The sequence below is a fragment of the Halomonas sp. BMC6 genome, assembly GCF_964204995.1.
Taxonomy (GTDB): Bacteria; Pseudomonadota; Gammaproteobacteria; order Pseudomonadales; family Halomonadaceae; genus Vreelandella.
Window position 1 is genome coordinate 623635 of sequence record NZ_CAXNSH010000001.1, and the last position, 25972, is coordinate 649606.

Consider the following 25972-nt stretch of genomic DNA (forward strand, 5'->3'; position numbering starts at 1 on the left):
AGCATAATTAGCCAGTCACCGGCCACCCGCTAAGCGCGATGCCAGCAAAAACCAAAAGCCCGGACCAGTGATTGTTCAGAAACGCCTGGAAGCAGCGGTCGCGGTCACAGTGAAAAATTAACCGCTGCTGATGGGCAAACGTTGCGGCCATGCCTGCCAAACCCAGCCAGAAGAAACCGCCTAACCCAACCCGTATACCTACCCAGGTAAGCAGAGCCAGCGTCGCCAACTGCAGCAGGCCAATGATGAAACGGTCGGCACTGCCAAACAGCACCGCGGTGGACTTAATGCCAATTTTGAGATCATCGTCGCGATCCACCATGGCGTACTGGGTGTCATACGCGACCGTCCAGAGCACGTTGGCACTGAACAGTATCCACGCGTCTAACGGCACCTCACCAAGCACGGCACCAAACGCCATCGGGATCGCCCAGGAGAACGCCGCCCCGAGCACCACCTGGGGAAAATGGGTGTAACGCTTCATGAACGGATAAATGGAGGCCAGCAGCACACCCCCAAGCGAAAGCAGCACGGTAAACCAGTTGGTCAGCAGTACTAAAATAAAGGCGGCGGCCACCAACGCCACAAACAGCAGTTGCGCTTCGGTTTCGCTAATCCGCCCCGTTGCTAAAGGCCTCTGCTTGGTGCGCTTAACATGACCATCAAAGTGGCGGTCGGCGTAGTCGTTCACCACGCAGCCTGCCGCGCGCATCACATATACCCCAGCGATAAAAATCAGCAGCACATCGCGGCCCGGCACGCCCTCAGAGGCGACCCACAGCGCCCATAGCGTTGGCCACATCAACAGCCAGGTGCCGATGGGTCGGTCCAAACGCATTAGCTGTAAGAAATCGGTCAAGCGGGCCCACCCGGTCGGGCGCAACAGAGAACGGTCCATGCTCATGCTTACCTCGTCGAAAAAGTCGCTGCGTTAGCCTAGCGCGACGGCAGGCCCAGTGCATCTGCCATGGTGGATAAAAAATACTCTTGAACCAATAACGAAAGCCCACCGTGCTCAAAGACCGAGCGCCGCCCCCATAAGCTCTGGGCCGCCAGCCCTGGCTGCGAGCGGATAAAGCGCGGCCGCGTCGCCGTCGCTTCTAGCGGGCCGCGCACCAAGTCGGGCTGCTGAAACAACCAGCTGCCTAGCGAGCGCTCACCCAACTTCCCTAACCCTTTGCCTTGTAGCTGGTGAAGCGGGGCCACCGAACGCGCCACGACCCACGGCGTTTCATCGATACACAGCGCCACCTCGCGCAGCCACGCGTAACGGCGAGACGCGATGCCAAGTGCCAGGGCTTCATCGCGCTGGGGCAAGCCGACGGTTTGGCGCAGCAAGCGCACCCGAAAAGCGCCCGGCTCACCGGCAGCCATCAGGCGAGCGGTCAATGAATCGGTGGAGGCGACCCACTGCCACCAAGCCGTGCTCATGGCTGGCTGAGCGGCGGCTACCGGCAACCACTGAGGAAAGAGCGAAAAAGCAGAAGCGGATAACTCGGGGGCGGTCACCAAAGCCTCCAGGGCAGTCAATTCAGAGCGGGCTAGTGTAACATGGTGCCTTGACTGGCTTTTGTTCCACCGACGTTTGGGGACGGTATGCCCAACTCACACACGACCTCTTCCACGCCATCTCACCACTCAGCTGCGCTGGTGATCGTGGGAACCGGTATGGCTGGCGTGGGGCTAGCGCGCGCCCTACGGCGCCAGGGAGATACCCGTACCATCACCCTGGTCAGCGCTGACAGCGGTGATGACTACAGCAAGCCGCTGCTCTCCACCGGCTTTGCCAAACGCTTGAGCCCCGACAAGCTCGCCCAGCGTGACGCGACAGCGCTGGCCGACGAGCTCGATGCCCAGGTCATTACCCACACCCAAGTCACGCATCTGGATGTGGATAACCAAACGCTGCAGCTGAGCAGCGGCGACACGTTGCGTTACGATAACGTGGTGCTCGCGACCGGCGCGGCTCCCCGCAGGCCGTTCAGCGTGCCCAGCACACTGGCGGAGCGCTGCTTCACCGTCAACGATTTGGACGACTACCGACGCCTGCACGCAGCGCTCGTCCAGCTAAGCCGAGTGGCCATCATCGGAGCCGGGCTCGTCGGCTGCGAATTTGCCAACGACCTGCACGCGGGCGGGCACCTAGTCACCGTGATCGCGCCGGAGAGCGCCCCACTGCCGCGACTGCTACCCGAACCGCTGGGCCATGCGCTGGCCGACGCGTTTCACACCGCTGGCATTCGCCTCGCATTGGGGCGCAGCCTAGACACGCTTTCCCAAGATGCCGATAACGCCCTAGCGCTGCAACTGGATAACGGCGAGCGGCACACGGTGGACCTCGTCCTGTTCGCCACCGGCCTGGTGCCGCGCACGGCGCTAGCAGAGGCCGCTGGCCTCAACGTGAGCGCCACCGGCATCCACGTCGACCGCCAGCTACGCACCCACTCGCCTAACGTGTACGCCCTGGGCGATGCGGCCTGCATCGACGGTGTGAATGCCATGTACGTCCAACCGCTGCAAGCCAGCATCAAAGCGCTGGCGGCGACTCTGACCGGCACACCCACCTCGGTCAGTTTTGGCGCTTGGCCGGTGGTGGTGAAAACCCCACTGCTGCCCGTGGTGGCCTACCCACCCGTGCAGCCTCCCGAGCGCTGGCGAATCGAAGGCGATGGCGACGACTTGACGGCACTGGCGGAAGATAAAGACGGACGTTTGATTGGTTTTGCGTTGACAGGCGGCTGCGTGAGAAGGAAAGTGGAGCTTTCCAGAGCGGCCCCCGCCCTGCTAGGCTGATTTTCGCCGCGTTCGCGACTAGGCTAAAGAAGCTCCGCCTGCTGGGGTGAGCTGAGCTACCAACAACATTGATGTCTGTTTTCACAAGGGAGATTCCTTTATGCGCAAACCTGAACTCGCTGCCGCCATCGCTGAAAGTGCTGACCTGTCCAAGGACAAAGCGGGCCAAGTGCTCAACGTCATTTTGGACGAAATCACCAATAGCGTCGCCAAAGGCGAAGATGTTGCCCTGATCGGTTTTGGCACGTTTACCGTTCGCGAGCGTGCTGCCCGCACCGGCAAAAACCCGCAAACCGGCGCGCCGCTGCAGATTCCGGCCAGCAAGAACGTGGCATTCAAGCCAGGCAAAGCGCTCAAGGACGCCGTTTCCTAATGAAGCTTTCGCTGACGCTGTGGCTGCTGGGCTTTATGCTCAAGCGAGCCCTGCGCCGCAAGCCGCGCTTTCGTGAGCAGCTTGAACGCATGCGCGGCCTCGACTGGGGTGTGGCCACGGAAGACCTGAGTATTGCCCGCTACTACCGGATGACGCCGAACGGCATCAGTACCGGAAAAGGGCTGCCCGTCGATCTAGACCTTGAGCTACGTTTTCGCGACCAAGACGCCGCGCTGCGCATTCTCAAGAAGCCTACCCAGCAGGCGTTCCTAGACGGCATGGTAGCGGGAGACGTCCGCCTCGTCGGCGACTCCTCCGATATGAACAAGCTGCAAAAGCTGCTGAAGTATTTGTAGGCTCGCCAACGTAGCCTAAAGCAACACTCGAACCCCGCCGCTGTCATGCTGCGGGGTTTTTTGTGCAAATTTATGTCGCTGCCCTGTGAAGCGCCGATGACGACACCGAGCGGTCAAAGAGCAGTAACCACACCACTACCGCCAAGGCAGCCACGCCTGCTAGGGCTAAAAAGGCGGCCTCATAGCTTAGCCAGCTGGCAATCACACCGGCGTAACTCGCGCTGAGTGCTGCACCTATGCCCTGAATGGTCATGACAGCACCCAGCCCCATATTGACCCGCCCGGTGCCACGCAGTATCTGCGCCACAATGCCCGGTGTGGCAACGCCCAGTAATCCCGCTCCGATGCCATCCAGCATCTGTACGGGAATCACCGTCCATAGCCCTGGCACGGTAGCGGCGATCACACCGCGAATCGGCAGCACCACCAGCGCAATTAAAAACAGCAGCCAGTAGCCATTCTTTTGAGAGTACCAAGCCGCTAATAGCGCCATGGGAATCATCGTCATCTGGGCAATCACCACCGTACCCGCCGTGTAAACCGCAGGGTTCATCACCTCGTTTGCTGCCACGCGCTGGCCGAGTAGGGGCAGCATGGCGGCGTTACCCAAGTGAAACAGCAGCAGCGTGGCGCCCACCACCAGCAGCATAGGGTGGCGGCGAAACACATTCATGATGCTTTCACTTTGATGACTGGTTTTATCCAGGCCCCGAGCCTCGTCGTAATCAATCTCTTCAGGGCGAATCATTAATACGAGCAGCACCGTCACCATGGCCATCAGCGCCATGAGATAGAACACTGCCTCTACCCCATAAACGTAGCCTGCTAGTGCCGCCAGTACGGCAGCGGTGGCGTTACCGGCATGGTTATAAGCTTGGTTTTGGCCTAACTGATGGGCAAGCCCAGACTGCCCCACCAAGCCAAGCGTCAGGCTAAGGATGGCAGGGCCAATGGCGGCTGCGGCAAGCCCGGTGGCAATTTGTGAAAAAGCGATCAACCACGTTTGTGGCCACAGCAGTAGCACTAGATTGACGACCGCCACCAGCAAGGCACAGACAATTACCAGTAAACGTTTAAACCGAGTCGCATCTGCTAACATCCCAGCAGGCGTGGTGGCTAGCAGGCTGGCGAGCCCGGCGACGGTCATCACGAATCCGATTTCATCGGGCGCCCAACCTAAACCCACTAAATAGATGCCTAAGAAGGGCCCCAGACCATCGCGAACGTCCGCCAGTGAGAAGTTCAGCATCGACAGCGTACGGGTTGAACGGAGCGAGGCGGCACGTGGGCTCATGGCGCTATCCTATTGTGTGCAGGCAGAGTTTTCCTTATAACAGATTTTTACAAACATCGTACAAGACGGCGTTTAACGTCTCATAGGCGAGTACCGTAGCCACGTGACGCCACACTATTTATACTAAAGTATAATAACAGCAACTTCACACGAGCCTCTATGCCCCTAACCCTTTCTCTGCGCCGCCTTTGGACACTGGATAAGTTCGCCTACAGCCTGCGGGTGTTCATCGCCTTCAGCGGAGCGCTGCTGTTTAGTGGGCTGGCGGGGGATGTAGCGCTGGTCATTCCGCTGTTTCTAGGCATCATCGCCAGCGCCTTATCAGAGACCGACGATAGCTGGCAGGGGCGTTTGCAGGCGTTGATGGTGACGCTGCTCTGCTTTGCCTCGGCGTCGTTCGTGGTGCAGTGGCTGTTTCCGTGGCCGTGGCTGTTTGCGGTGGGCTTGGCGGTCTCCACCTTCACGCTGATTATGCTGGGGGCGATTGGCCAGCGTTACGCGACGATTGCCTCCGGCACGCTGATTCTTTCGATCTACTCCATGATCAATATTGAACAGCACGGCGGTGTGGATGAGGACGTCGCCTCCCGCCAGCTGCTGCTGTTGGCCGGTGCCGCCTGGTACGGAGCGATTTCGGTGGTGTGGTGCGCACTGTTCTCCCGCCAGCCGGTGAAACAGAGCATGGCGCGGGTGTATAAAGCTCTGGGCGAGTTTTTGATTTTAAAATCGGCGCTGTTCGAGCCGGTACGGGGCGTCGATGTAGAGGCCCGCCGCGTGGCGCTCGCCCGCCAGAACGGCAAGGTGGTGGATGCGCTCAATCAGGCAAAAGAGATGATCTTTCGCCGCCTAGAAGGCCAGCGCGGCAGCCGTAAGCTCAACCGCTATCTGCAGATTTACTTTATCGCTCAAGATATCCATGAGCGGGCTAGCTCCACCCACTACCCCTACAGCGCACTTACTGAAGCCTTTTTTCATCACGACGTACTGTTTCGCTGCCAGCGGCTGCTGGACCAGCAGGGCCGCGCCTGCCGCCAGCTAGCCAAGTCGCTGCTGCTCAACCGCCCTTTCAGTCACGAGCAGAGCGAACAGGCGCTGGCCGACCTACGCGCTTCGATTGATAACCTCAGCGAGCGCGGCAAGCCGGAGTGGCGGCCTCTCATGCGCCCATTGAATGCGTTAGCGGACAACCTCACCACGCTCGAGGCGCAGATTGCCAGCGCCCACAACCCGGACACCGGCAGCGAGCGTCGGGACAGCGCGCTTTATGACCGCTCCCCTTCGAGCCTGCTGGAAGCCTGGAAACGGGTGCGGCTGAACTTTACGCTGGGCTCGCCCACCTTTCGCCACGCGGTGCGTTTAACCACGGCACTGGTGGTGGGCTACGGGCTGTTACAGTGGATCGACCCGCAGCAGGGCTTTTGGATTTTGCTCACCACGCTGTTCGTGTGCCGCCCTAACTTCGCCACCACCCGGCGCTTTCTCTCCCAGCGGATTCTGGGCACGGTGCTTGGGCTGATTGCAGGCTGGGCGTCTATCAGCCTGTTCCCCCAACCGCTCATCCAGAGCATGATTGCCGTAGCAGCGGGTGTGTCGTTCTTTGCCAACCGGGAAAAGCACTATGTGATCGCTACCGCGTCGATCACCCTGCTGGTACTGTGCAGCTTTAACCAAGTGGGGGATGGCTTTGACCTGATCTGGCCGCGGCTATTCGATACGTTAATTGGCTCGCTGATTGCGGGGCTGGCGGTGTTCTTCATTCTGCCGGACTGGCAAGGCCGCCGCCTGTACCGCGAAGCAGCCAAGGTGCTCACCAACCACCGCCGCTATTTGGACGAGATCGTTCACCAGTATGAAGAGGGCAAGCAGGATGATCTGGCCTACCGCTTAGCACGGCGTAACGCCCATAACGCGGATGCGGCGCTCTCGACGCTACTCACCAACATGCTCCATGAGCCGGGGCACTACCGGAAGCAGGATGCCGATAACGGGCTGCGCTTTTTGGTGCTCTCCAACACGCTGTTAAGCCACCTCTCCGCGCTGGGGGCCCACCGCCATCGGCTGGCCGAAGATGAGGACGATGCCGCCTTCGTGCCTCAGGCCAAGCGGATCAGCGCCCTGTTAGAGCAATTGGCCGAACAGTTGGATAAACGCCTGCCTGTGGAGCCGCTGAGCGAGCCTGCCAACGAGCTGCTGAGTCAGTTAGAGGAGCAAAGCGGCGCAGCGGAAGAGAACGCCGTCACGCTCTATCGGCCCATCCAAAGCCAGCTGCGCCTGATTGCCAGTCAGCTTGGCCCGCTAAGCGACGCCGCCAACCGCTTGACAAGCCCAAGCGCCGAAAAGCTCCACGAACCTAACGCAGCGGCTTAGCACCGCGCGCATACCCACGCCCTGCCGCTACACCTGCCCGTAGCGGCCTACCGCTTCACCCAGCCAGCGGCGCACCAACACGGCCGTCACCTCGGCGTTGCCCTGCAACGCCTGGGCCAGGGCGGTCACCCGCTCTAGCTGGTCGGCATCGCGCTCTAAATCCGCGATCTTCATTTGGGCAAGGCCGGTTTGGCGCGTGCCCAGCACTTCGCCAGGGCCTCGAATCTCCAGGTCTTTTTCGGCAATGCGGAAGCCATCGGTGGTTTCCCGCATCACGCCGAGCCGTTCCCGGGAGCTTTTGGAGAGCGGCGGATGGTAAAGCAGCACGCAGAAGCTTTCGGTGCTGCCGCGCCCTACCCGACCGCGCAGCTGGTGAAGTTGGGAAAGCCCCAAGCGCTCCGGGTTTTCGATGATCATCAGGCTGGCGTTGGGCACATCTACGCCCACCTCAATCACCGTAGTGGCCACCAGGAGATCCAGCTCGCCGGTCTTGAAGGCATCCATCACTTCGGCCTTTTCCGCGGCTTTCATGCGCCCATGAATCAGCCCAACGCCCAATTCCGGCAGCGCTTGGGTCAGCTCGTCGCGCGTCACCTCGGCGGCCTGACACTGCAGCGCCTCAGACTCCTCGATCAGCGTGCACACCCAATACGCTTGGCGGCCGTCGCTGCAGGCATTACGAATCCGCTCGACCACTTCCGGGCGGCGCTCGTCAGACACCACCACGGTTTTCACCGGTGTGCGCCCTGGGGGCAGTTCATCAATCACCGACACATCCAGATCCGCGTAGGCGCTCATGGCCAGCGTGCGGGGAATCGGCGTGGCGGTCATGATCAGCTGATGGGGGGTTAACCCACCCGCTTCGCCCTTTTCCCGCAGGGCAAGGCGCTGGTGAACCCCAAAGCGGTGCTGCTCATCGATAATCGCCAGCCCCAGGCACTGGAAGTGCACGTCGTCTTGAAACAGCGCGTGGGTACCTACCACCATACGCGCCCGCCCATCGGCAATGGCGGCTTTGGCATCCAGCCTGGCTTTGCCCTTCAGCTTGCCTGCCAACCACGCGACTTCGATGCCCAGCGGCTCGAACCAGGCCTTAAATGCGCGGTAGTGCTGCTCAGCGAGGATTTCCGTCGGTGCCATCATCGCCGCTTGGCAATTGCCCGCCAGCGCCGAGAGTGCCGCCATGGCGGCCACCACGGTTTTGCCAGAGCCCACATCCCCCTGCACCAGCCGCAGCATGGGCGCGGGGCGGGCCAGGTCGAGGGCGATCTCTTCCAGCACCCGGCGCTGGGCGCCGGTGAGCGCAAACGGCAGTTGCGCTAAGAAGCGCGTTTGCAGGCTGCGCCCAGAGGGCAGCTCTGGCGCGCCGTCAGCTTGAATACGCAAGCGCACTTCTCGCAGGCTAAGCTGATGGGCCAGCAGCTCTTCCAAGGCGAGTCGCCGCGTAGCGGGGTGAAGGCCGTAGGCAAGCTGCTCTAAATCCACATCCGGCGGCGGCTGGTGCAGTAACTGCAAGCTGGCGTGTAGCCCCGGCAGCTGGAAGCGCTGGCGCAGCGCATCGGGAATCACATCGGGCAGCGATTCGGGCGCTTGCTCTAACAGGCGCAGCGCCTGCTGGGTCAGCGCTCGCAGACGGGTTTGGTGAAGCCCCTCGGTAGTCGGGTAAATAGGCGTGTAGTACTCCTCGACCGGCGTTTCGCTACCGCCGCTAAGCCGATACTCTGGGTGATAGATCTCTAGCCCCGTGGCGCCTGCCCGCGCTTCGCCAAACGCCCGAACGGTCACGCCAGGGCGAAGCTGCTGCTGTTGAGCGGGCGAGAAGTGAAAAAAGCGCAGGCTCAAGATGCCGCTACCATCGCGCAGACGAATCAGCAGGCTGCGCCGACGGCCTTTGACGATATCGCTGGCCGTCACTTCCCCCTCGACCACGGCTTCATGGCCTGCCCGCAGCAGACCAATGGGGGTGAGCCGCGTACGGTCTTGGTAACGCAGCGGCAGGTGAAACAGCAGGTCACTGACACGCTCGACCCCCAGCCGGGCCAGCTTGATGGCCAGCGCTTCGCCTACGCCCTTCAGCGCCGTCACCGGTGCGGACAGCTCACTCATGAGGCGCGATTCACCTTATGCACCGGCTGCTGGCACTGGCTGATCGCTTTGGCCAACGCATCGATGGCCTTAGGACGCGGAAAACTGGCTCGCCAAGCAATGGCCACCGTGCGTGAAGGTGCCGGCTCGACGAACGGGCGGCTGACCAGCATGGCGTTCTCGTACTGGTCGGTGCCGAGCGCCGATTGCGGCAACACGGTGATTCCCAGCTTGGAGGCCACCATGTGGCGAATCGTCTCGAGCGAGCCGCCTTCGGCAATCAGCGTGTTGTTGGGGCTGTTGAGCTTCTGGGTAATCGCCGGGCAGGCTTCCAAAATTTGATCGCGAAAGCAGTGGCCTTCACCCAGCAGCAGCAGCCGCTCTTCCAATAGATCTTCTTTATGAATCGCCTCCCGCGCCACCCATGGATGGCTGGCGGGCATCAACACCTCGAAATGTTCGTCGTAGATCGGCTTGGTGACCACGTCGGTTTCGGTAAACGGTAGCGCGACGATAATCACGTCCAGCTCGCCGCTGCGCAGCTTGGCCCGCAGCGTGCCGGTCATGCCCTCTTCGATGTAGAGCGGCATTTGCGGCGCAGCACTCGCCAGTGCCGGTACCAAGTGGGGGAACAGATAAGGCCCAATGGTGTAAATCGCGCCAATGCGCAGCGGGTTGGCGAGCTGGTCTTTGCCAGCGCTGGCCAGCTCGTAGATCAGCCCACTCTGCTCCAACACGCGCTGCGCCTGAGCGACGATTTTTTCACCCAAGGGGGTGACTTGCACGGTGGATTTGGAGCGTTCGAACAGCGGGATCTCCAGCTCGTCTTCGAGCTTTTTCACGGCGACCGAGAGCGTCGGTTGGGAAACATGGCAGCGCTCGGCGGCGCGGCCAAAGTGACGCTCTTGGGCAAGGGTTACGATGTAGCGAAGTTCTGTTAAAGTCATAGCGGTGCCAGTGGCATCCTCTCGTTGCAGCTCGAGTCATCGTGTTAGCGAGACGGAAAAGGACAGACAAGCCCTATTGAAGATGGCACATCTCATAGGGACTTTGTATCTGATAGGGAATATTTATCAAGAGGGGTGAGCAAGGTGAAGCTAACGGTACTGATTATCGGCTGTGGAGACATCGGCGTCACGCTTGGACAAGAGCTGCTGGACGAGGGGCATCGGGTGATTGGTGTGCGCCGCCAAGCCAAGGCGTTGGAGTCTACCGGCATCGAGCCATTAGCCCTCGATCTCAACAGCCTGGACGGGGCCGATGCCAGCGACCTACCCCAAGCCGACTACGTGATTTACACCGTCAGCGCAGACCGCTTTGAAGAGAGTGCTTACCAAAGCGCCTATCCAGACGGTCTCAAGCGTGTGCTCAGCGTTCTGGAACAGCACGACACGCCGCCGCGGCGCATCTTCTTCGTCTCCTCTACGAGTGTCTATGGCCAGCAAGAGGGCGAAGTCGTCAACGAAGAGAGCCCCACGGAATCCACCAGCTTCTCCGGCAACCTGATGTGCGAAGCTGAGCAGGCGCTGCTGAATCATCCGCTCCCCGGCACCGTCGTGCGTTTCTCCGGCATCTATGGCCCGGGGCGTGATCGTTTGATTCACCAAGTGGCCGAGGGCCGCATTGCTGCGGTGACGCCCGTGATCTACTCCAACCGCATTCACCGCGACGACTGCACCGGCATTCTGGCGCACCTGATTCGCTGCCAGGAGAGCGGCACGCCACTGGCCGACCTCTACCTGGGCAGCGACTGCGAGCCGGTCACCATGCATAACGTGATGGCATGGCTGGCCAAGCAATTGAAGGTGGAGTCGACCGATACCATGCAGTCGCCGCTGCGCCGTCGCGCCAGCAAGCGTTGTGACAACCGCCGCATTCTCGAAACCGGCTATCAATTCCGCTACCCCACCTATAAAGAGGGGTACGCCCAGGTATTGAAAGAGGGTGGATTTCTAGAGCTGCAAAAAGCCTAGTTACCCTAGCGCTATCCAAACGCAAAGAGCGAGCTGATCACAGCTCGCTCTTCTTTTATGCAGCGATTCAACGCCGCGCCTAGCGTAAGCGTGGCGATTAGTCGCCAATCACCATCACGGCTTCGGCTTCTACCTGGCTGCCTTTAGGCAGCGCTTTAACACCCACTGCCGCGCGAGCGGGGAACGGCATGGCAAAGAACTCTTCCATCACCTTGTTCACGATCGCAAAGTTGTCCAGATCGACTAGGTAGAGGTTGAGTTTGACGATATCGCCCAACGAGCCTGCGGCTTCTTCACACACGGCTTGCAGGTTGGTGAACACCTGACGCGCCTGAGCTTCGAAATCGTCGGAGACGATCTCCATGGTGTCCGGGTCGAGCGGAATCTGACCCGACAGGTAAACCGTGTTGCCGGCTTTGATGGCCTGGGAGTACGGGCCGATGGCGGCAGGGGCTTTTTCTGTGTTGATAACCGCTTTATTGCTCATAGGGTGTCATGCTCCTGTAGGAATGAAACGTTGATTATTATCGCCATGGCCTACGCAGACTGGCGTACATCGCCAGCGGTAGGCACAGGGGCGTTTAGTTAGCGGTGCGGGTAATCTTGCCAACGTTGGGCAGGTTGCGGATGCGTTTGATGATGCGTGCGAGGTGAACACGCCCTTTGACTGCCAGCGTGAGATTGACGGTGGACAGGCGCGCATCGCGCTCTTCGATCCCAATGCGCTCGATGTTGGCATCGGCATCGGTCACCAGTCCCGCCAGCTCGGCTACGAGGCCGCGACGGCTTTCGATCTCAATACGCAGCGCCACCGGGAAGTCTTCGTCGATATGCTCGGACCACTCCAGAGCAAACAGCTTTTCGGGGTCGTTTTTGCGCTCGGCGAGGTTTTTGCACTCGCTACGGTGTACCACCAGCCCTTTACCGACCGACAGATGTCCTACCACCGGGTCGCCGGGCAAGGGGTGACAGCAGCGAGCGAAGTTGATCACCATTCCTTCGCTACCGCTGATGACCACGGCCTTGTCGCCGTTGTCGGAAAGCGTCTTATCGAAGCTGTCGCCATGGGCGACATCCACTAAACGGCGCGCCACTACGTGCGCCATGCGATTGCCTAACCCCAGCGACTCGAGCAAAGCGTCTAGCGACGCTACATCCAACTCTTTGAACGCCTGCTCGAAGATGCTCTCGTCCAGCTCTTCCAGACTCGTTTCGAAGGGCGCCAGGGCTTTATTGAGCAACCGCCGCCCGAGCATCACCGCTTCGGCCTGCTGCTGATGCTTCAAGGCATGGCGGATCGCTGAGCGCGCCTTGGCAGTGGTCACGAAATTCAGCCACGCCAAGTTGGGCCGCGCGCCAGGGGCGGTAATAATTTCCAGGGTTTGGCCGCTCTCCAGGCGCGTTGAGAGCGGCGCAAGGTGGCGGTCGATGCGGCAGGCGATGCAGTTGTTGCCGATATCGGTGTGCACGCTGTAGGCAAAGTCGATCACCGTGGCGCCCTGGGGCAGCTCCATGATGTCGCCTTTAGGCGTAAACACGTAGATATCGTCGGGGAACAGGTCATTTTTGACGTGTTCGATAAACTCCAGCGAATCCCCCGCGTGGCGCTGCATCTCCAGCAACCCTTTCACCCAGGCGCGGGCGCGGGCATGGCTGCCTTCGGCAATCGGATGCGCCGTCTGCCCGGCTTTATAAAGCCAGTGCGCGGCAATGCCGTTATTGGCCATGGCTTCCATTTCACGGGTGCGGATCTGCACTTCAATCGGCATGCCCCGCTGGCCAAACAGCGTGGTGTGCAGGCTTTGGTAGCCGTTCGCTTTGGGGATCGCAATATAATCTTTAAAGCGCCCCGGCACCGGCTTATAGAGGTTATGCACCACGCCTAAGATACGGTAACAGCTGGCCACGTCTTCGGTAATAATTCGAAAACCGAACACGTCCATAATCTCGGCGAATGGCTTACGCTGGTCGCGCATCTTCTTGTAGATCGAGAGCAGATGCTTCTGGCGGCCAATCACGGTGCCTTTTAGGCTTTCATCGTCCAGGCTCTGCTGCAGCGACGACTGAATTTCCCGCATGGCGCCACGGCGGTTGCCCCGCGCGCTGGCCACTGCACGCTTGATACGCTCAGCGCGCATGGGGTGAATCGCTTGAAAAGAGAGGTCTTCCAGCTCAATACGGATGGTATTGATACCCAGACGCCCGGCAATGCGTGCGTAGATTTCTAACGTTTCACGGGCAATGCGGCGTTTTTTATCGGGCCGCAGTGCGCCCAAGGTGCGCATGTTGTGCAGCCGATCCGCCAGCTTGACGATAATGACGCGAATATCCCGCGACATCGCCAACACCATCTTTTGAAAATTCTCCGCCTGGGCGACGGCTTTATCTTCAAAGGTGATTTGGGTCAGTTTGGAGACGCCATCCACCAGCTCCGCCACGGGCTTGCCGAACTGGGCCGCCAGGGCTTTTTTGGAGACGCCGGTGTCTTCAATCACATCATGCAGCATGGCGGCCATCAGGCTCTGATGGTCCATGTGCATGTTAGCGAGAATATTAGCGACTGCGAGCGGATGGGTGACGTAGGGCTCGCCAGAGCGGCGGCGCTGGCCGTCGTGGGCCTGCTCAGCGTAGTAGAAGGCGCGCTTGACCTGCTGGATCTCGTCCGGGGGTAAATAGCCGCCGAGTCGGTCGGCCAGGTCATCAATGGTGAACATGTACCGCGCCCCTAATCGATACTGGCTTAATCGTCGATGTGAGTGCTAGGTGCCATGGCAGGACGCGCACGTACAGGCGCTTCAACCGGTTCATCAAGAACGGTGTGGTCCACAAGGCCAGCGGCAATTTCGCGCAGCGCCATGACGGTGGGCTTGTCGTTTTCCCAGGGCAGCAGCGCATCGCGGGAGCCGCGAGCCAGCTGACGAGCACGCTGGGTGGAAATCATCACCAGTTTGAAGCGGTTTTCTACATTTTCCAGACAATCTTCAACGGTTACGCGAGCCATGGGGGCCTTCCTGTAATAACGACGCCGGGCCGGCGTTGTTGGATAACGCCGCCGACCCAGCGAAAAGAGTGGTGATAGGACCTGATAGATTACTCGACGCTAGGCGCCTGTGACAAGAGTGCATCGAGCAAGGGTGCGTGGCGTTCCTGCATGGCAACACGCGTGAGACGGCGGCTAATGACCAGCGACTGGAGTTCCTGCAGCGCCGTGGTGAAGTCGTCGTTGATCACCAGATAGTCATACTCGTCGTAATGGGACATCTCACTGACCGCATCGCGCATGCGCCGGGCAATGACCGCGTGCTCGTCGGTGCCCCGGCTCGACAGGCGGCGCTCCAATTCGCTGCGCGACGGTGGCAAGATGAAGATCGACACCGCAGAGGGCATCTGTTCGCGCACCTGCTGCGCGCCTTGCCAGTCGATTTCTAAAATGACGTCCTGCCCGGCGTCCAGCAGCGTTTGGACCGCCTCGCGCGAAGTGCCATAGTAATTGTCGAAGACCTTGGCATACTCAAAGAAGTCGCCACGGGCGATCATCGCCTCGAAATCATGCACTTGGGTAAAGTGGTAATTCACGCCATCGACCTCACCGTCGCGCTTGGCGCGCGTGGTGTGCGACACCGACACCTGAATGCCATCCAGGCTTTCGATCAGCTCGCGAACGAGGCTGGTTTTACCCGCGCCCGACGGGGCAGAAACAATAAACAGCGTACCCTGGGACATGAAGCGCTTCCCTAGTTAGTCAAAATGGTCGTTCGTCATCACGCAGGCCGGCCACCGCCGACATTATGGGGAGCGCAGTATCGCACACCCATAGCAGGGACTGTAGCGTTTCGATACGGCCACAAGGAGGTCAGCATGCGCGGCACACTGTTCATTTTAGGCCTGATTGCGCTGGGGGTCGCGCTGCAGAAAGGCATCATCGACATTCCCCGCCACTGGACGCCCTGGGCGCCGCTATACGTGGATGACCCCATCACGCCCGTCACCCAACTGAAGCTCAAGCGCTTGAACGATGACCGCGCCGCCTGCCTAGCTGCGCTGGATACCGTGCCCGAAGACGAGCTGCGCTACACGCCGTTGGCCGATTACACGCCTACTGCCAGCTGCCCGCTCACCAACGTCGTGCGCATGCAGAGCAGCAGCGTGCGCTTTAACCAGAGTTTCGTGGCCTCCTGCCCGCTGGCATTGGCCTGGGTGATGTATGAACGCCATGCACTGCAGCCTGCGGCGCAGGCGATTATGGGTAGCCGGGTCGCCCAGATAAACCACGTGGGTAGCTTTGCCTGCCGCAACGTCTATGGCCGAGACACCGGCCGACGCAGCGAGCACGCCACCGCCGACGCGCTGGATGTGGTGGGGTTTCAGTTCGAGGATGGCCGGCAAATATCGCTGATTAACGACTGGGATGACGCGGGTAACGCGGGGAAGTTTTTACGCGCAGCGCGAGATGGCGCGTGTGATACCTTTGGCAACGTACTGGGGCCAGACTATAACGCCGCGCATGCCGACCATTTTCATTTAGGCATGCGCGGCTTCAGGCTGTGCCGCTAGTGCGTTGGGTTATTCGAGGTTGATGTCCTCTTCATCGGTGGCCGCTCCCGTGGCAGCACCCACGCCACCACCAATCACGGCGCCTTGAGTGACGCTGCCGCCCGTGACGGCAGCGGCGCCTGCGCCAACGGCGGCCCCCACTCCGGCACCGCTGGTCGCCCGCTCACCCGTGGTCGAACCACAGCCCGCTAACGCGATGATCAGTGCGGCCATGGCACTTAACGTCACAACACGCGATGTCTTCATTACTGGGTTATGCATAGGTCACCTCCTTATGGGTTGCACCTATATACCCTAGGAACGATACGCGCATTTCGCCACTGCTTATGCTTTTTGCTAGCCCCGCGCGACGGCAGGTTTGGCGGGGTAGGTGCGTTTTTCCAGCCACCGCCCCCAAGCGAAAATCACTAGGCCGCATAGCGCAAGCCCCGAGCCTACCAGCCCGGTGCTCGACCAGCTGAACCCAGCGCTAATCGCCAAGCCCGCCAGCCACGCCCCCAGCGCGTTCGCCCCGTTAAAGGCCGCATGATTCATGGAGGCCGCCATGGTTTGGGCGTCTTCGGCCACGTCCATCAGGCGGGTTTGCAGCGACGGCGCAAGCGCCATGCTGGTGCCCACCAAGCCTACAAATAGCAGCCCGGACCACACCTCGTTCGCAGCAAAGTAGAACAGCCCCTGCACCACCGCGCACCACACCAAAATGGTAGGAATGGCCCGCATCAGGTTTTTGTCCGCCATGCGCCCGCCCACCAAGTTACCGGCGATGGAGCCCAGACCAAAAATCACCAGCACCAGCGGCCCTAGCGCCTCGCTCATGCCCGCCTGCTGGGTCAGCGTCGGCATCACGTAGCTGAAGATCGAAAACATACCGCCGCAGCCGATACAGGCAATGGCAACGGTGACCAACACGCGCTGTTTCACCAGCGCCGAGAGCTCTCTCAACGGGCTGGCATGGGCATCGAAGGGCTGTACCGGCACCCACACACGGATTAACAGCGCCGTCAGCAGTGCAATGCCTCCAACCGCCGCAAACGCAATTTGCCAGCCCAATAGATTGCCTGCCCAGGTGCCCAGCGGAGCACCAATCAAAATAGCCACTGTCAGGCCCAGCATGACCCTGGCGATGGCCCGCGCCCGCTGGTCGACCGGTACCGCTCCGGCTGCGACCAGCGCCGCCACGCCAAAGTAAGCACCATGGGGCAGACCGGCGATAAAACGCAGGCCCACAAACGACCAGAACCCCGGTGCCATGGCGCTGGCAATGTTGCCCACGGCAAACACCAGCATCAGCGCAATCAGCAGCGCCCGTTTAGGCACCCGCGCGGCCAGCGCGGAAATCAACGGCGCGCCCACGACCACGCCCAGGGCGTAGCTACTGATTGCATAGCCCACTTGCGGCACCGTTACGGCTAAATCCTCCGCCACGCGGTTCATCAGTCCCATGATCACGAACTCGCTGGTACCAATGCCGAACCCACCCAGCGCCAGTACAAACTCTGCCAATCGCGGGTTACGCGCCAGCCCCGTTGACGACTCTTGCATACCTCTCTCCCCAGGCGCTGGATAAAACGCCTGCTTATCAAAACGGTCTTAGATTGCGTCAAATGATGGCAGGATTAGACGAAAGTAGGAATATATGACGTTAAAAAAGTTAGCGTGCAAAGGGGTAACCCGTGGACACTGACGCGGCAGCAACCAAGAGGCAACTGCTAGGATGTGACGATTATCTTTTCATTAAGAGGGCCGGTTATGACCTCCAACACCATCGAGCACGCCATGCAGGCACTGGCCAATGCCGACCCCGACATTGCCCGCGCTTACCCCTTAGTCGGCGCGCCCAACCCGCGCCAGCGCGACCCAGGCTTTGCCACCTTCTTCTCGACTATCGTCAGCCAGCAGATCTCCACCGAAGCCGCCCGGGCGATTATGGGCCGGGTGAATACGCTGCTGCCGGAACTGCATGCCAAGGCGGTGATGGAGGTGGAAGGCCAGGCGCTACGCGATGCGGGGCTATCGTGGCGTAAAATCGAGTATGCCAAAGGGCTGGCAGACGCCGAGCTTTCGGGCACGTTTAGCGCCGATGGCTTAGCGCATCTCAGCGATGACGAAGCCATTGCCGCCATTACTCAACTGCGCGGGTTTGGCCGCTGGAGCGCGGAGATCTACCTGATGTTCTCGCTCCAGCGGCCCGATATTTTCCCCGCCGACGACCTCGCCTTAAGGGTAGCGCTAGGCCGCTTGAAGGGCATGGAGAACAAACCCACGCCGACACAGGCGCGCCAAATGGTGGAGCACTGGGCGCCCTGGCGCAGCGTGGGGTCGCTGTTTTTATGGCACTACTATCGCGGCGAGCCGGTTTAGCGGTCTTTAAAGCGTAAGCCCGCCAAATTTACCGTTCTGGTAATCCTCCACCGCCTGGACGATCTCATCGCGGTTAGTCATCACGAAGGGGCCGTGAGAATAAACCGGCTCGTCGATGACGTCGCCATGGCCAAACAGCAGGCGCGTATCGCTCGCTGCTTCAATGCTCAAGCTTTCACCGTCACGGTCGACTTCGATCAAATGGTGCGCCTTGGCAGGCTCGCCACCCACCGTCACGTCGCCACTCACTACGTACAGGAACACCTGCCGGCCAGGAGCCACGGGTAGCTGCTCACGCGCGCCCCCAGGCAGCGCTAGCGTCGACATGAACACGCCCGTCAGCGATTCAATCGGGCCTGCTTGCCCCTGCCACTCCCCGGCAATCAGGTTGAGCGTACCGCCGCCTGCCAGTTGAACAGCGGGGATACCCTCTTGCTGCAAGCCCACATAGCGCGGCTCGCTCATCTTCAGCCGTGACGGCAGGTTGACCCACAGCTGCAAGATTTCCAGCGGGCCGCCCTCGCGCAGAAACTCCTCCGGCGAAATTTCAGCATGGACGATGCCGCTACCGGCGGTCATCCACTGCACGCCGCCTGCGTGAATCACGCTCTGGTGTTTGGCGCTGTCGGCATGGGCCAGCGAGCCTTCTAAAATAAACGTTACCGTTTCAAACCCACGGTGCGGGTGCGGCCCAAAGGGCAGCCCACGGTTATTGGCCGGGTAAACCTGCGGGCCGTGGTGATTCAAGAATAGAAATGGATCGAGCTGATCTAACCCCGGCCCCGGCAGCGGCCGGCGGGTGACCAGATCACCGATATCATCCCGATGGGCAGGATGCTGAGCGACCACACGGCGAACGGATGGAGTATTGGCTGATGACATAATGCTCTCCTTATCAATACGCCCAGCGTAAAACCTCAACTGACGGATGAGGAGCGAATAATTTGCCCCGGTTCATTGAAGGAAATGAATAGAAAGCCTTAACGGCTGGGAACGCTCAGCCGCCCCACCACCGTGAAACCCTCCTCTTGCGGGCGCACGACCACCATTTCCCCAGAGCTAACGCCCCCACCGGTCAGCGCCGTGATATTCACCTGATGCGTCACCAGCAGCATATTCCCCGGCCCCTGCCACCCCGCCATACGCTCACGAGCCGCTTGGGTAATGGCCACCTGATCCCCACGCCCACGAAAGAACGAATTCAGCCAAGGCGCAGGCACCACCGACCCCAGCGCCATCAGCTCAGCGGTTTCCAGCGCCCGGCACCACTGTGAGCTGTACACCGCATCAATCGCCACGCCCCGCTCCCGCAACGCCTGCCCTGCTGCCACCGCATGGGCACGCCCTTCGCTAGAAAGGTTGCGCTGGGTCTCGCACGCTTCCAACACAAACCCCGGCGGGTCGCCGATACCGGGCGCCAGGGAGTGGCGCATGAGGATGACCAAACCGCCCTCTTGGAGCGCTTGCCAAGTGGCGGTGTTGGCGTAGGTGGTGAGGGGTAAGAGGCTAAGCAGGCCTGAGAGCATGCACAGAGTGAAGAAACGCAGGTTGAACACGGGCAAGCCCTCTGGTGAGAACAGTCTTCCCCTCTTTTATCAGAATTTCGTCACCACGGTGACCCCCGCGCCTTCGAACTTGCCCATGTTGACCAACGCCTGCACGGACTCTTCCAGCGTGATACGGCGGCCAATCAATTTTTCAGGCGCCAGCTTGCCTGACTGGATCATCGCCAGCATGGCACCGTAGCGATGCGCCTGCATGCCATGGCTGCCCAAAATTTCCAGCTCGTTGGCGATCACCTTGCTCATCGGCACGGCGGGCGTGCTGTGGTCCGCCAGCATCAGCCCGACCTGAACATGCTTGCCGCGCTTGCGCAAATTGCTGATGGAGTTGAAGCAGGTGGTGGGGTGGCCCAGCGCGTCCAGCGAGACGTGCGCGCCCCCTTGAGTGATCTCCACCACCGCCTCCACCACATCGGCCACGTGGTTGGCATTTACCGTGGCCACCGCGCCCAACTGACGCGCCAGGGCGAGCGCCTGTTCGGATATATCCACCGCCACCACGTTCGCGCCCGCCGCGCTGGCGATCATGATGGCCGACAACCCCACACCGCCGCAGCCGTGCACGGCCACCCACTGCCCTGCCGACACGCGGCCCTGATCCACCACCGCACGAAAAGAGGTCACGAACCGGCAGCCCAGGCTGGCGGCGGTGTCGAACGCTAGGGTATCTGGCAGGGCGACTAGGTTCACATCGGCGTAGTGAATGCCCACATACTCGGCAAACGAGCCCCAGTGAGTAAACCCTGGTTGGAACTGGCTATCGCATACCTGATGGTGGCCTGCGTTGCACTCCGGGCAAATGCCGCAGCCGCCCACGAACGGCACGGTCACACGATCCCCGACCCGCCACTTCGTCACATCCTTGCCCACCGCTTCCACCACGCCGGACAGCTCGTGCCCCGGCACATGGGGAAGCCGGATATCCGGGTCGTGGCCCATCCAGCCATGCCAATCACTGCGGCATACGCCGTTAGCCATCACCTTGACCACGACGCCGTGAGGTTCGGGAGTCGGATCCGGCACCTGCTGAATAGTGGGCGGGGCGGAAAACTGCTCAAATACGACGGCTTTCATGGAGCACTCCTGAACGTTTAGGCTGCGGATTCGCTAATGCTACTATAGCGAGCCTGGCCTGAAATGAGCTTTCCATATCGTGGACAACACTCATCAATGTGAAGCACTCTTTCTCTTTATAGTGTTGATAAGAAAGAGACTTGCGATATGAGCGCATTGGATAAAAAAGACGCCAAGTTAGCAGCGTTACTCCAGATTGATGGCAGAATGCCCAACGCGCGGCTGGCCGAACAGCTGCACCTGAGCGAAGCCACCTGCTGGCGACGGCACAAACGCCTGGAAGAACTGGGGGTGATCGAGGGCTATCAAGCCATCTTCAATCGACGCAAAGTCGGCGCCAGCGTACTGGCCTTCGTGCAGATTACCTGCACCCAACACAGCGAAGCCGCGACGGCAGAGTTCGAGCGCATCATCCAATCAAGCTCTCGGGTGCTGAGCTGCCACAACACCACCGGCGAGGCCGACTTCCTGCTGCAAGTGGTCGCCAAAGACCTAGACGACTACAGCCACTTCGTCGAAACGGTGCTGCGCCAGCTGCCCGGCGTGTCGAGCATCCGCTCCAACCTCTCGCTGAGGGAAATGAAGGCGACCAGTCATTTGCCGGTTGAGGAGTTGTTGGGGCTGTGAGTGAAGCCAATAGCGAAGAGCGCTGAAAGAAGGTCTACTAAGTAGCCATAAAACGGATACATCCGTATCCATAAATAGCTAAAATAGCCTAAAATGGACATAGGAATATCCAAAAAAAGATATCAGCTTATGTCCCGTGTTCTGTTGTTGGACGATACCGATGTTCAGCAGGCCTTTGCTGCCCACCTACGCAGGTTGCGCGAGCAGGCCAAGCTATCCCGCGCGGCGCTGGCGCAGCGCAGCAACGTGCCCGCCCCCACCATCAAGAAATTCGAAACGACCGGCCAGATATCGTTTCGCCAACTGCTGTTGCTCTGGCAAAGCCTGGATGACCTGGCACGGCTCTATGCGCTGACCCAACACGATACGAATAGCGCAAGCCCGCCCTCCTCGATTGATGAGGTACTCAAACATGGCTTTTAAGCCAATACAGCGGCTCAACGTCACACGCACGCTATCGACCGGTGAACAGGTCACTGTGGGCGTCCTGGCGCAAAACCGCCAAGGAGTCTTTTTTCAATACGCACAAGGCTATGAGCAGCGCCATGGCAGTCTATCGCCCTTTACGTTGCCGCCCGGCCCAACGCTTCATGCGGCCCCGAAAACACCGCACCAGGGGCTTCACGGCGTGTTTGGCGACTGTTTGCCCGATGGCTGGGGGCTACTGCTACAAGACCGAATATTTCGCCAGCATGGCATCGCGCCGACGCAGCTGACGGCGATGGATCGGCTGGCCTTTGTGGGCCAGCGCGGCATGGGTGCATTGGCCTTCGAGCCAGCCTCGCAGGCTGCACCGACACTAGGCGGTGACGAAGACCTGGCAACACTCGGACTTCAGGCCCAGGCCTTGTTTGATGGGCAGACCGACGAGGTGCTGAGCGCGTTAGTGGCCGCGGGCAGCTCTGGAGGAGCGAGACCCAAAGCACAGCTTTTCATGCCCCCAGGCCAATCGAGCCGGTGTCGAACCACTGCCCGGCCCGGCGATGACGCGTGGCTGGTCAAATTCACCTCGCAGCATTTGCCCCTGGGCCACGAAGAAGGGCTATGCGAGGCGGCCTATCTGGCATTGGCTAAAAAGGCAGGCTTGGCGCCACCTACGTGGCAGTTGATACGCACAGCGACACCGCAGGGTGAGCGCGCCTGGCTTGGCATCAAGCGGTTCGATTGGATCAGCCATGCCAGTACGCCGGGGCGAGTGCATATGCATAGCGCCTGCGGGCTGCTGGATGCCGACTTTCGAACACCCAGCCTGGATTACATCGACCTGATCAAGGCCAGCCGCCAGCTGTGTAAATCCCCCGCTGTTGGCCAGCTTCAGTTCCGGCGCGCGCTATTTAACCTATTTGCCTGCAACCAGGATGATCACAGCAAAAACTGGGCGTTCTTGCAAAACGACCAGGGCCAATGGCAACCCGCGCCCTTCTATGACGTGACCTTCAGCCCTCACCCCTTTGCAGAACACGCCACCGCCTTTGCGGGCCACGGCAAGCAGCCGCCGCTTAAAGCGATTCAGCAATTGGCAACGCATGCCGGTTTCTCGACCTGGAAACAGGCGCAGCCGCACGTTCAGGAGATCGTCGACGTGCTCAGTACGTTCCCTGACAAGGCAAAAGAGTTGGGTATCAAAGCCAGTACGGTGGCGCTGATGACTCGGCAGTTGAACCAGACGTGGCGAGACAACAAGGGCCTACTAACTTAGCACCTCGGCTAAACCGTAGAGCAGCGGGCTGAAGCGGCCAAGCAGGGCCAACACCTCGCGGGTCCATTGGTTGAATGCGTGAAAGGCATCCCGTTTTAAATAACAGGAGTACGCAATCGACTCATATCATCGGATCGTGGAAGAATACGGGTTTATCAGCGTTCATCAGGCCACGGCCAACATATTATGCCAGCTGTATTGGCCACTCCGGCCCATAAAAGCAGTCAGCGGTTCAATTTATAGAAAGGACAGTCATGATTACCGGCGAACTGAAATCCAAAGTCGATCGCATCTGGGACACGATGTGGTCGGGCGGTATTTCCAACCCGTTGACCGTTATCGAACAGTTGACCTATCTGCTTTTCATCAAGCGACTGGATGAGCTGCATACGCTCAAGGAGCGCAAGGCAACGCGCACGAAGACGTCTATCGAAGACCCCATTTTTACGGAGAATCAAGAACACCTGCGTTGGTCGCACTTCAGCGAGCTGGCGCCGGAGCCGATGTTCGCCACCGTGCGCGACGAGGTGTTCCCCTTCATCAAAACACTCGGTCAGAAAAGCGACGCCGAGGGCGAAGAGGGCTCTACCTACACCCATCACATGCGCGACGCGCTCTTTTTGATGCCGACGCCGCGGGTGCTCTCCAACGTGGTCGACCAGCTCGATGGCATCGACATGAACGACGCCGATACCAAGGGCGATCTCTACGAATATATGCTCGGCAAGATCGCCAGCGCCGGGCAGAACGGCCAGTTCCGCACCCCGCGTCATATCATCAAGCTGATGGTGGAGATGACCGAGCCGACGCCGAATGACGTGATCTGCGACCCGGCCTGCGGCACGGCGGGCTTTTTGAACGCCGCCTCCGAGTATTTGCAGCGCCACCACAGCGGCGAGATCTACCGCGACGAGGCCTCCCGCCGCCGCTTCAACGACGAAACATTCCACGGCTACGACTTCGACTCCACCATGCTGCGCATCGGCAGCATGAACATGCTGCTGCACGGCGTGGAAAATCCGGATATTCGCTACAAGGATTCGCTGGCCCAGGCGGACGAAAGCGATGCAGATAAATACTCGCTGATCCTCGCAAATCCGCCCTTCGCCGGCAGTCTGGATTACGAATCAACGGCGAAGGATTTGCTGCAGATCGTCAAGACCAAAAAGACCGAGCTGCTGTTTCTGACGCTGTTTCTGCGCCTGCTCAAGACTGGCGGCCGCGCGGCCGTCATCGTGCCGGATGGCGTGCTGTTCGGCTCCAGCAAGGCGCACAAATCGCTGCGCAAGATGCTGGTGGAAGAGCAGAAGCTCGACGCCATCATCTCGATGCCCTCCGGCGTATTCAAACCCTACGCCGGCGTCTCCACCGCGATTCTACTCTTCACCAAGACCAACTCCGGCGGCACGGATCGGGTCTGGTTCTACGACATGAAGGCCGACGGCTTCTCGCTGGATGACAAGCGCACCCCCCAGCCGGACAAGAGCGACCTGCCGGACATCATCGCCCGCTGGCAAAACCCTGGGTGGGAGATGGGCCGCAAGCGCACCGAACAGAGCTTCCTGGTACCCAAGTCGGAGATCGCTAGCCACGACTACGATCTTTCGATCAACCGCTACAAGGAAGTCGAATACGAAGCGGTCGAGCATGAAGCGCCACGGGATATTCTGCAGCGGTTGGCGGCTTTGGAGGATGAAATTGCCGAGGGGCGAAAAGTGCTGGAGGGGCTGTTAGAATGAGTTTTCAGAAAGCTCCTTTCCTAGATATTTTCAAGGACGCCTCCGGTGGCAATGTTAAGACACCCCAAAGTGAGTTTCTACTCACCGGAAAAATTCCGGTTGTGGACCAAGGTCAAAATATCGTAGCTGGATATGTCGATGACAGTGCGAAAATTTGCAAGTCCTCGCCGCCAGTTATCGTCTTCGGCGATCACACGCGGGCGATAAAATATGTGGATTTTGAGTTTGCCATGGGGGCTGATGGCACTAAGGTTTTGGTCCCAAAGATTGAGGCAGACCTGAGGTATCTATTCCATGCGCTTAAGAATATCGACCTCCCTAGTGCAGGTTATAGCCGTCATTACAAGTTTCTAAAAGAAACAGAAATCCCCCTCCCCCCCCTCGCCGAACAAAAACGTATCGCGGCCATTCTCGATGCGGCTGATGAATTGCGCGCCAAACGACGCGAGGCGATTGCCCAGCTCGACGCTTTTCTGCAGTCGACTTTTATCGAAATGTTTGGTGATCCTATTTCCAATCCGAAAGAGTGGAAAATGGGCGTAGTTGGTGACCTCTTGGCTTCCGCAAATTACGGAACAAGCAAAAAAGCCAGTTTGGATAAGGGCCAGTATCCAGTTTTGCGAATGAACAATATTACTTATTCTGGCGAATGGAACTTTAGTAGTCTGAAGTTTATAGATTTGGAGGAAAAGGAGCTTTCGAAACACCTCGCTCATCGCGGCCATATCCTTTTTAACCGAACCAATAGTAAAGAGCTGGTTGGAAAGACGGCTGTCTATAGAAAAGAAAGCCCGATGGCTTTCGCCGGCTATCTTGTCAGAGGAATTGCGAACGATTCAGCGGATCCTGAATATATCGGCGCTTTTATGAATACGCCACAGATGAAATTATTTCTCCAGAGCAAGTGTAAGAATATTGTCGGCATGGCTAATATAAATGCCAAAGAATTTAAAGCAATCCCGATTCCGAAGCCCCCGGTCGAACTACAACGCCGCTTCGCCACCATCGTCGAATCCGTCGAACAACAAAAAGCCAAAATGCGCGCCCACCTTGCCGAGCTGGATGTGCTATTCGCCTCACTCCAACACCGCGCCTTCAACGGGGAGCTGTAGCCC

Annotated in this window: 26 protein-coding genes; 12 read left to right on the forward strand and 14 right to left on the reverse strand. The window is 59.7% G+C overall.

Annotated elements, in window-relative coordinates:
• Nucleotides 1-7: 7 nt before the first annotated feature.
• Complete coding sequence (gene ubiA, locus AB6K10_RS02880) at nucleotides 8-898, reverse strand: 4-hydroxybenzoate octaprenyltransferase (RefSeq protein ID WP_339119591.1); 891 nt, start codon at nucleotides 896-898, stop codon at nucleotides 8-10.
• Nucleotides 899-936: 38 nt separating this feature from the next.
• Nucleotides 937-1509, reverse strand: coding sequence for a chorismate lyase (locus tag AB6K10_RS02885; protein ID WP_339117963.1), 573 nt, complete (start codon nucleotides 1507-1509; stop codon nucleotides 937-939).
• A gap of 87 nt (nucleotides 1510-1596) precedes the next feature.
• Between AB6K10_RS02885 and AB6K10_RS02890 the strand changes: the two genes are divergently transcribed.
• The 3 genes from AB6K10_RS02890 to AB6K10_RS02900 all read left to right on the forward strand — a co-directional run bounded on the left by AB6K10_RS02890 (nucleotide 1597) and on the right by AB6K10_RS02900 (nucleotide 3522).
• Nucleotides 1597-2793, forward strand: coding sequence for an FAD-dependent oxidoreductase (locus AB6K10_RS02890; RefSeq protein WP_339117964.1), 1197 nt, complete (start codon nucleotides 1597-1599; stop codon nucleotides 2791-2793).
• 100 nt (nucleotides 2794-2893) lie between these two features.
• The gene (locus AB6K10_RS02895; RefSeq protein ID WP_018918476.1) at nucleotides 2894-3166 is read left to right on the forward strand and encodes an HU family DNA-binding protein; all 273 of its coding nucleotides are present in this window, start codon (nucleotides 2894-2896) and stop codon (nucleotides 3164-3166) included.
• Nucleotides 3166-3522 (forward strand): hypothetical protein, encoded by a 357-nt coding sequence (locus tag AB6K10_RS02900; protein ID WP_159343600.1) that lies wholly within the window; start codon nucleotides 3166-3168, stop codon nucleotides 3520-3522. Before AB6K10_RS02895 ends, AB6K10_RS02900 begins: the two co-directional genes overlap by 1 nt.
• A 70-nt stretch (nucleotides 3523-3592) precedes the next feature.
• Here the strand turns inward: AB6K10_RS02900 and AB6K10_RS02905 are convergent, their stop codons facing one another.
• On the reverse strand, nucleotides 3593-4816 hold the full coding sequence (locus AB6K10_RS02905) for an MFS transporter (RefSeq protein ID WP_339117965.1): 1224 nt from the start codon (nucleotides 4814-4816) through the stop codon (nucleotides 3593-3595).
• 159 nt (nucleotides 4817-4975) lie between these two features.
• Here AB6K10_RS02905 and yccS point away from each other — a divergent pair, with 159 nt between their 5' ends.
• Nucleotides 4976-7183, forward strand: a complete 2208-nt coding sequence (gene yccS / locus AB6K10_RS02910) for a YccS family putative transporter (protein ID WP_339117966.1) — start codon at nucleotides 4976-4978, stop codon at nucleotides 7181-7183.
• Between the two features lie 27 nt (nucleotides 7184-7210).
• Here the strand turns inward: yccS and recG are convergent, their stop codons facing one another.
• Nucleotides 7211-9289, reverse strand: coding sequence for an ATP-dependent DNA helicase RecG (recG, locus tag AB6K10_RS02915; protein ID WP_339117967.1), 2079 nt, complete (start codon nucleotides 9287-9289; stop codon nucleotides 7211-7213).
• Nucleotides 9286-10215, reverse strand: coding sequence for a hydrogen peroxide-inducible genes activator (locus AB6K10_RS02920; protein ID WP_159343604.1), 930 nt, complete (start codon nucleotides 10213-10215; stop codon nucleotides 9286-9288). The genes recG and AB6K10_RS02920 overlap by 4 nt, the downstream gene beginning before the upstream one ends.
• A gap of 144 nt (nucleotides 10216-10359) precedes the next feature.
• Between AB6K10_RS02920 and AB6K10_RS02925 the strand changes: the two genes are divergently transcribed.
• Nucleotides 10360-11241: an SDR family oxidoreductase gene (locus AB6K10_RS02925; RefSeq protein ID WP_339117968.1), complete on the forward strand. Its 882-nt coding sequence runs from the start codon at nucleotides 10360-10362 to the stop codon at nucleotides 11239-11241.
• Between the two features lie 97 nt (nucleotides 11242-11338).
• Here the strand turns inward: AB6K10_RS02925 and AB6K10_RS02930 are convergent, their stop codons facing one another.
• The 4 genes from AB6K10_RS02930 to gmk all read right to left on the reverse strand — a co-directional run bounded on the left by AB6K10_RS02930 (nucleotide 11339) and on the right by gmk (nucleotide 14964).
• Nucleotides 11339-11728 (reverse strand): RidA family protein, encoded by a 390-nt coding sequence (locus AB6K10_RS02930; RefSeq protein ID WP_159343606.1) that lies wholly within the window; start codon nucleotides 11726-11728, stop codon nucleotides 11339-11341.
• A gap of 94 nt (nucleotides 11729-11822) precedes the next feature.
• The gene (locus AB6K10_RS02935) at nucleotides 11823-13955 is read right to left on the reverse strand and encodes a RelA/SpoT family protein (protein ID WP_339117969.1); all 2133 of its coding nucleotides are present in this window, start codon (nucleotides 13953-13955) and stop codon (nucleotides 11823-11825) included.
• 26 nt (nucleotides 13956-13981) lie between these two features.
• Nucleotides 13982-14242: a DNA-directed RNA polymerase subunit omega gene (rpoZ, locus tag AB6K10_RS02940; RefSeq protein ID WP_188639579.1), complete on the reverse strand. Its 261-nt coding sequence runs from the start codon at nucleotides 14240-14242 to the stop codon at nucleotides 13982-13984.
• An 89-nt stretch (nucleotides 14243-14331) separates the two neighbouring features.
• Nucleotides 14332-14964: a guanylate kinase gene (gene gmk, locus AB6K10_RS02945; RefSeq protein ID WP_253018684.1), complete on the reverse strand. Its 633-nt coding sequence runs from the start codon at nucleotides 14962-14964 to the stop codon at nucleotides 14332-14334.
• Between the two features lie 135 nt (nucleotides 14965-15099).
• Here gmk and AB6K10_RS02950 point away from each other — a divergent pair, with 135 nt between their 5' ends.
• Complete coding sequence (locus tag AB6K10_RS02950) at nucleotides 15100-15795, forward strand: extensin family protein (protein WP_339117970.1); 696 nt, start codon at nucleotides 15100-15102, stop codon at nucleotides 15793-15795.
• A gap of 9 nt (nucleotides 15796-15804) precedes the next feature.
• On the opposite strand, the gene AB6K10_RS02955 is transcribed toward AB6K10_RS02950, so the two are convergent.
• Entirely contained in the window at nucleotides 15805-16056 is a 252-nt protein-coding gene (locus tag AB6K10_RS02955) for a hypothetical protein (RefSeq protein WP_159343611.1), read from the reverse strand.
• A gap of 75 nt (nucleotides 16057-16131) precedes the next feature.
• Nucleotides 16132-17337, reverse strand: coding sequence for an MFS transporter (locus AB6K10_RS02960; RefSeq protein ID WP_253018686.1), 1206 nt, complete (start codon nucleotides 17335-17337; stop codon nucleotides 16132-16134).
• A gap of 207 nt (nucleotides 17338-17544) precedes the next feature.
• Between AB6K10_RS02960 and AB6K10_RS02965 the strand changes: the two genes are divergently transcribed.
• Nucleotides 17545-18156, forward strand: a complete 612-nt coding sequence (locus AB6K10_RS02965; RefSeq protein WP_253018687.1) for a DNA-3-methyladenine glycosylase — start codon at nucleotides 17545-17547, stop codon at nucleotides 18154-18156.
• A gap of 6 nt (nucleotides 18157-18162) precedes the next feature.
• Here the strand turns inward: AB6K10_RS02965 and AB6K10_RS02970 are convergent, their stop codons facing one another.
• From AB6K10_RS02970 to AB6K10_RS02980, 3 genes are all read right to left on the reverse strand, one after another.
• Nucleotides 18163-19038, reverse strand: a complete 876-nt coding sequence (locus tag AB6K10_RS02970) for a pirin family protein (RefSeq protein WP_253018688.1) — start codon at nucleotides 19036-19038, stop codon at nucleotides 18163-18165.
• A 98-nt stretch (nucleotides 19039-19136) separates the two neighbouring features.
• Complete coding sequence (locus AB6K10_RS02975; RefSeq protein ID WP_339117971.1) at nucleotides 19137-19712, reverse strand: histidine phosphatase family protein; 576 nt, start codon at nucleotides 19710-19712, stop codon at nucleotides 19137-19139.
• A gap of 39 nt (nucleotides 19713-19751) precedes the next feature.
• Nucleotides 19752-20792, reverse strand: coding sequence for a zinc-dependent alcohol dehydrogenase family protein (locus AB6K10_RS02980; RefSeq protein WP_339117972.1), 1041 nt, complete (start codon nucleotides 20790-20792; stop codon nucleotides 19752-19754).
• A 147-nt stretch (nucleotides 20793-20939) separates the two neighbouring features.
• On the opposite strand from AB6K10_RS02980, the gene AB6K10_RS02985 reads away from it, so the two are divergent.
• From AB6K10_RS02985 to AB6K10_RS03005, 5 genes are all read left to right on the forward strand, one after another.
• The gene (locus AB6K10_RS02985) at nucleotides 20940-21419 is read left to right on the forward strand and encodes an Lrp/AsnC family transcriptional regulator (protein WP_159343616.1); all 480 of its coding nucleotides are present in this window, start codon (nucleotides 20940-20942) and stop codon (nucleotides 21417-21419) included.
• A 129-nt stretch (nucleotides 21420-21548) separates the two neighbouring features.
• On the forward strand, nucleotides 21549-21842 hold the full coding sequence (locus AB6K10_RS02990) for a helix-turn-helix transcriptional regulator (protein ID WP_339117973.1): 294 nt from the start codon (nucleotides 21549-21551) through the stop codon (nucleotides 21840-21842).
• Nucleotides 21832-23118 carry a type II toxin-antitoxin system HipA family toxin gene (locus AB6K10_RS02995; protein WP_339117974.1) on the forward strand — a complete coding sequence of 429 codons (1287 nt, stop codon included), beginning with the start codon at nucleotides 21832-21834 and terminating at the stop codon, nucleotides 23116-23118. The genes AB6K10_RS02990 and AB6K10_RS02995 overlap by 11 nt, the downstream gene beginning before the upstream one ends.
• Nucleotides 23119-23372: 254 nt before the next feature.
• The gene (locus tag AB6K10_RS03000) at nucleotides 23373-24857 is read left to right on the forward strand and encodes a class I SAM-dependent DNA methyltransferase (protein ID WP_339117975.1); all 1485 of its coding nucleotides are present in this window, start codon (nucleotides 23373-23375) and stop codon (nucleotides 24855-24857) included.
• On the forward strand, nucleotides 24854-25969 hold the full coding sequence (locus AB6K10_RS03005; protein ID WP_339117976.1) for a restriction endonuclease subunit S: 1116 nt from the start codon (nucleotides 24854-24856) through the stop codon (nucleotides 25967-25969). The genes AB6K10_RS03000 and AB6K10_RS03005 overlap by 4 nt, the downstream gene beginning before the upstream one ends.
• Nucleotides 25970-25972: the final 3 nt, after the last annotated feature.